Source organism: Streptomyces sp. NPDC049577, from assembly GCF_040675635.1.
Lineage (GTDB): Bacteria > Actinomycetota > Actinomycetes > Streptomycetales > Streptomycetaceae > Streptomyces.
The window spans coordinates 1-2,891 of record NZ_JBFAPH010000512.1 but is presented as its reverse complement, the minus strand read 5'-3'; the positions used below and the strand labels follow the sequence as shown (position 1 = coordinate 2,891).

General features: G+C 74.7%; 3 protein-coding genes and 1 pseudogene. 3 read left to right on the top strand and 1 reads right to left on the bottom strand.

Annotated features, from left to right (window positions below; genetic code table 11):
• Window positions 1–89: 89 nt before the first annotated feature.
• Window positions 90–455 carry a helix-turn-helix transcriptional regulator gene (locus AB0K09_RS31935; RefSeq protein ID WP_366068884.1) on the bottom strand — a complete coding sequence of 122 codons (366 nt, stop codon included), beginning with the start codon at window positions 453–455 and terminating at the stop codon, window positions 90–92.
• A gap of 225 nt (window positions 456–680) precedes the next feature.
• Between AB0K09_RS31935 and AB0K09_RS31930 the strand changes: the two genes are divergently transcribed.
• From AB0K09_RS31930 to AB0K09_RS31920, 3 genes and pseudogenes are all read left to right on the top strand, one after another.
• The gene (locus AB0K09_RS31930) at window positions 681–1,775 is read left to right on the top strand and encodes an NADH:flavin oxidoreductase/NADH oxidase (RefSeq protein WP_366068883.1); all 1,095 of its coding nucleotides are present in this window, start codon (window positions 681–683) and stop codon (window positions 1,773–1,775) included.
• A gap of 142 nt (window positions 1,776–1,917) precedes the next feature.
• The gene (locus tag AB0K09_RS31925) at window positions 1,918–2,595 is read left to right on the top strand and encodes a uracil-DNA glycosylase (protein ID WP_366068882.1); all 678 of its coding nucleotides are present in this window, start codon (window positions 1,918–1,920) and stop codon (window positions 2,593–2,595) included.
• 53 nt (window positions 2,596–2,648) lie between these two features.
• Window positions 2,649–2,891: pseudogene (locus AB0K09_RS31920) on the top strand (ATPase); the annotation flags it as partial.

Below are 2,891 nucleotides of genomic sequence, written 5' to 3'. Positions count from 1 at the left end.
ATCGAGGCGGCGGAGGCGGCACTCGGCCGGCGGCTGGGGCGCGGCCCGGTGAAGATCCCCGACTGGGCGGGGCTGCTGGCCGCGGCGGGTCAGCCGCCCAGGCGCTCCGCCTGAAGCGCGCCGGCGGCGAGCACGCTGTCGAGGAGTCCGGGGAAGAGCGCGTCCAGGTCGTCGCGGCGCAGGGAGTTCATCTTGGCCGTGGCCCGGTAGACCTGCCGGATGACGCCGCTCTCGCGGAGCACCCGGAAGTGGTGGGTGGTCGTCGACTTGCTCACCGGGAGGTCGAACACCGAGCAGGCCTGCTCGCAGTCCGCGGCCGCGAGCGCGCGCACCACCAGCAGCCGCATCGGGTCCGCCAGGGCGTGCAGGACCGACTCCAGACGGATCTCCTCCCGCGCCGGGTGTTCCAGAAGACGGCCGGACGGCGGCGGCGCGGAATGTGCCTGCGTCTGCATGCGGCTGCTCCTTCTCCGGGGGCCCTCTCCGGGGCGGGGCTCTCCATCGGCCCTTCCGTGGCCCGGCCATCCTACTCGGTGGTACGAGACCCATCGTAGTTTGACAGGTCTCGTAGTACGAGGGTTATCGTACGAGCGTGGTTCCGGGGCCCCTCCGGGCCTCGTCCGGCCACACCTCTCACCCATCTCGCCATGAACTCGCCATGAAGCGGAACGGAGCCTGCCGTGAGCGCGCTTTTCGAGCCCTGGACCCTGCGGTCGCTGACCATCCCCAACCGTGTCTGGATGGCACCGATGTGCCAGTACTCCGCGGAGGTGTGGGGCCCGGGCGCGGGCGTGGCGAACGACTGGCACTTCTCCCACTACGCCGCGCGCGCCGCCGGCGGCACCGGCCTGATCCTCGTCGAGGCGACCGCGGTCAGCCCCGAGGGCCGCATCAGCCCGGCCGACCTCGGACTGTGGAACGACACGCAGGCCGAGGCCCTGCGCCGCATCGCCGCCTTCCTCACGGAGCAGGGCACCGTCCCCGGGATCCAGCTGGCGCACGCCGGCCGCAAGGCCGCGACCGACCGGCCCTGGCGCGGCGGGCGGCCGGTCGGCCCCGAGGAGGGCTGGCGGCCGGTCGGCCCGAGCCCGCTGGCGTTCCAGGACGACCACCAGGTGCCCGAGGAGCTGACCACCGGCCAGATCAAGGACATCGTCGGGCGGTTCGCGGACGCGGCGCGACGCGCTCTGGCCGCCGGGTTCCGGGTCGTCGAGGTGCACGGCGCGCACGGCTACCTCATCCACGAGTTCCTCTCCCCGCACAGCAACCGCCGCACCGACGAGTACGGCGGCTCGTTCGAGAACCGTGTGCGGTTCGCCCTGGAGGTCGTGGACGCGGTGCGCGCGGTGTGGCCGGCGGACCTGCCCGTCTTCTTCCGGGTGTCCGCGACGGACTGGCTGACGGAGAACCCGGAGGACGACCGCGCGGGCTGGACGGCCGACGACACCGTGCGCCTGGCACGCGAGCTGCGGGCCCACGGCGTGGACCTGCTCGACGTCTCCACGGGCGGCGTGGCCCCCGGCGCCCGCATCCCCACGGGCCCCGGCTACCAGGTGCCCTTCGCCGAGCGGGTCCGGGCCGAGACGGGGCTGCCCGTCGGCGCGGTCGGTCTGATCACCGAGCCGCACCAGGCCGAGGAGATCGTCGCGAGCGGCCGGGCGGACGCCGTCCTGCTGGGCCGCGAGCTGCTGCGCGACCCGTTCTGGGCCCGCCGCGCCGCGACCGCCCTGGGCACCCGGGCACGCACCCCGGACCAGTACGCCTGGGCCGTCTGAGACACGCCGCGGAACGAGCGGAACGACACGTACGGCTGAAAGTGTGCTGCCGGGCCCGGGCCCCGGGGCGTCCGGCGGCACACCGGCCCGGCCCCCTCGCGTACGATCTTTGGTTCACGCAAGGGAGGGAGGGTCAGCGGCTGTGGCTGCGCGACCTTTGAACGAGATCGTCGAAGCGGGCTGGGCCAAGGCCCTGGACCCGGTGTCCGCGCGGATCGCCGCCATGGGCGACTTCCTGCGCGCCGAGATCGCGGCGGGCCGTACGTACCTGCCGTCGGGCGCGAACGTGCTGCGCGCGTTCCAGCAGCCCTTCGACGACGTCCGGGTACTGATCGTCGGCCAGGACCCCTATCCCACGCCGGGGCACGCCGTGGGCCTGAGCTTCTCGGTGGCACCGGAGGTGCGGCCGCTGCCGGGCAGCCTGGAGAACATATTCCGCGAGCTGCACACCGACCTGGGCCATCCCCGGCCCTCGAACGGCGATCTCACGCCGTGGACGCGCCAGGGCGTCCTGCTGCTCAACAGGGCGCTGACCACGGCCCCGCGCAAGCCCGCCGCGCACCGGGGCAAGGGCTGGGAGGAGGTCACCGAGCAGGCGATCCGCGCGCTGGTCGCGCGGGGGCGGCCCATGGTGGCCATCCTCTGGGGCCGCGACGCACGCAACCTGCGGCCGCTGCTGGGCGGCGTGCCGTGCGTGGAGTCGGCCCACCCCTCCCCCATGTCCGCGGACCGGGGCTTCTTCGGCTCGCGGCCGTTCAGCCGCGCCAACGAGATGCTCGCCGGCCAGGGGGCGGCTCCCGTGAACTGGCAGCTGCCCTGAGCGGCGGCCGGACGGCGACGAGGGCCGGGTGACGCCATGCGGCGGGTGACGACGTGAGCAGGGCCACCGGCTGGGTGCTGGGGGTCGACTCCGGCGGCTCGGGCATCCGGGCCGCCCTGACCCGTGCCGGGGCCGACGGCGCCTCGCTGACCTGGTCCTCACCCGTGCCCGTCGGCACCGGGCCCCGGGGCATCGACGCCCGGCACTTCCTCGACCTGCTGCTGCCGGCCGTCCGCACCCTGCTGCGCCGGGCGGGTGCCGGGCGCTGCGAGGCGGCCTGCGTGGGCGCCGCCGGC